The sequence below is a fragment of the Vibrio sp. YT-18 genome (assembly GCF_033337345.1).
In the GTDB taxonomy this organism is placed as follows: Bacteria; Pseudomonadota; Gammaproteobacteria; order Enterobacterales; family Vibrionaceae; genus Vibrio; species Vibrio alginolyticus.
The window spans coordinates 1-2,656 of the sequence record NZ_JAWOQO010000052.1 but is presented as its reverse complement, the minus strand read 5'-3'; the positions used below and the strand labels follow the sequence as shown (position 1 = coordinate 2,656).

2 protein-coding genes and 1 pseudogene are annotated in these 2,656 nt (G+C 52.6%); all 3 read right to left on the bottom strand.

All coding sequences use genetic code 11. The annotated features are described in order from the left end of the window. Nucleotides 1-108 precede the first annotated feature (108 nt). Nucleotides 109-947, bottom strand: a pseudogene (locus R7M72_RS24130) (AadA family aminoglycoside 3''-O-nucleotidyltransferase). Nucleotides 948-1,004: 57 nt separating this feature from the next. After that, a complete protein-coding gene (locus R7M72_RS24125; protein WP_000050382.1) occupies nucleotides 1,005-1,613 on the bottom strand; it encodes an HAD family hydrolase in 609 nt (202 codons plus the stop codon). Nucleotides 1,614-1,708: 95 nt separating this feature from the next. Continuing rightward, the coding region (gene estX / locus R7M72_RS24120) for an alpha/beta fold putative hydrolase EstX (protein WP_224465411.1) at nucleotides 1,709-2,656 on the bottom strand (948 nt) is incomplete at its 5' end.

Here is a 2,656-nt window from a genome sequence, read left to right as displayed (position 1 = left end):
CTGCGTTCTTGGAAGTGCTCATCTGCTGACTATCTCATGATTGAATTTGAATCGTAACAACTTTCAAGCAACTCTGCAAGGAGCCTTATTGTGCGCCCAACGCCGGAGTTAAGCCGCCGCGCGTAGCGCGGTCGGCTTGAACGAATTGTTAGACATCATTTACCAACTGACTTGATGATCTCGCCTTTCACAAAGCGAATAAATTCTTCCAAGTGATCTGCGCGTGAGGCCAAGTGATCTTCTTTTTGTCCCAGATAAGCTTGCTTAGCTTCAAGTAAGACGGGCTGATACTGGGCAGGTAGGCGTTTTATTGCCCAGTCGGCAGCGACATCCTTCGGCGCGATTTTGCCGGTTATTGCGCTGTACCAAATGCGGGACAACGTAAGCACTACATTTCGCTCATCGCCGGCCCAGTCGGGCTGCGAGTTCCATAGCTTCAAGGTTTCCCTCAGCGCCTCGAATAGATCCTGTTCAGGAACCGGGTCAAAGAATTCCTCCGCTGCCGGACCTACCAAGGCAACGCTATGTTCTCTTGCTTTTGTAAGCAGGATAGCTAGATCAATGTCGATCATGGCTGGCTCGAAGATACCCGCAAGAATGTCATTGCGCTGCCATTCTCCAAATTGCAGCTCGCGCTTAGCCGGATAACGCCACGGGATGATGTCGTCATGCACGACAAGGGTGACTTCTATAGCGCGGAGCGTCTCGCTCTCGCCAGGGAAAGCCGAAGCCTCCATAAGGTCATTGAGCAATGCTCGCCGCGTCGTTTCATCAAGCTTTACGGCCACAGTAACCAACAAATCAATATCGCTGTATGGCTTCAGGCCGCCATCCACTGCGGAGCCGTACAAATGCACGGCCAGCAACGTTGATTCCAGATGGCGCTCAATGACGCTTAGCACCTCTGATAGTTGGTTCGAAATTTCGATGGTCACCGCTACCCTCATGATGTCTAACACCAGAATTAAGCCGCGCCGCGAAGCGGCGTCGGCTTGAATGACTTGTTAGCGCCCACCTGCGACGCCAACCTCTTGCCACTGATAGTACTGCTTAGTAGCAATGGCCAGCATATCCAGGTCCTCCGGCGTGTCTCCGTACGCGTAGATGGTCGGATATGTCGCCAGGTCGTAGCGCTCACGGACCAAGCGAGCCTTCTCCGTCAAGACGCACTGCCGCCCTTCATAGCGGCCCGTTAGGATTCCGTCCGACTGTTGCAAGGAAGAACAGATGAGCTCAACGCCGTGCGAGTCGCACCACGGCTCCAAGTAAGCCTCAAGTCCGCCGGAAACAACGACAACCTTGTGCCCCTGCGCTTTGTGCCATGCGATGCGCTGCATTGCCTCGCCGCGGAGGGTATTGGGCAGGTAGCTCTGAGCGAAGTCACGACCTTGGGCCTCCAGGACCGAGGCCGGGATGCCGCTGTAAGCGAAGCGAACGATGACGCGACGGATCAGGGTGCCAGACAAGATCCCAATCTTATACCCAAGCACGAGCGGCGCCAGAAGCAGTTGTCCCACAAGCAGTCGACGTCGGCTCACGGACCGCCGCACAAAATCCGGCATCGTCTCGCGAGTGGTAATTGTGCCATCGAAGTCAAAGAGTGCGAGAGACATGCGTTGTGGGCGCTAACGCCTTGCTCACCGGAAAATTGCGAGCGCAGCGAGTAATTTTTCCGGTGCAGCAACTTGTTGTACGGTGCAACCGATAGCTATGACGTTTGCCCCTTAATCGCCTGGATAATCCTCGGCCAGTCTTCATGATGCAACTCATGTCCCGTGCCTTCGAGTGTCAGCATTTTTGAACCACGAATCGCATCTTTCAGTGCCAACCCATGCACATAAGGAAGTACAGGATCCTCCGTGCCGTGAATGATCAAAGTTGGTACAGCTATCTCATTTAATCTCCCGAGCCATCTCTCGCCACCACCTAAAGTAGTGTGGTTGAATGTTGTCAGGATATTCGGAGTGCGATCAAAATTTAACTCAGCGATGTTTTGTATCTTCTCAGCGTCAAAAGCATGCGCAGTACCTGAGTTGATTCGCCACGCTCCGACCTGATACGCGACGACAGCATCTCTATCAGACCAATCCAGCGATTCCGCCCGTTGGTGATACTCAATGATGGCAGGATCAAAAGCGGGCATATCCGGATCTGCATCTGCAAGCCGTTCTGAAGCAATCAGCGTCAAGCTCTTCACACGTTTCGGATACTTGAGAGCTACAAGCTGGGAAAGAAATCCCCCCAAAGACATGCCGACTAAATGAGCAGCTTCCAGACCATAACCATCAATGACGCGAACCACATCATCTGCTAATTCTTCAACGGAATATGGAGCCTGACCTGGCTCATAGCTTGTTGATTTCCCGGTATCACGGTGGTCGTACCGGATCACATAGCGACCCATTTTGGCAAGTTGGGAACAAAACTCATCAGGCCACCACACCGCAGACGACATTGCCCCCATGATCAGAATAATGGGTTCATGGGCCGGGTCGCCGAATGATTCGGTATAGAGTGAAATCGCTTTATCAACAACTACCTTTTCTTTCATACTTAAATTGCCTTCGAGTTCTACGTACAACTTTGTTTTAGGGCGACTGCCCTGCTGCGTAACATCGTTGCTGCTCCATAACATCAAACATCGACCCACGGCGTA

Bases quoted from the DNA above. Each gene is read 5' to 3' on its own strand.
- R7M72_RS24125 (WP_000050382.1), bottom strand. From the start codon at position 1,613: ATGTCTCTCGCACTCTTTGACTTCGATGGCACAATTACCACTCGCGAG.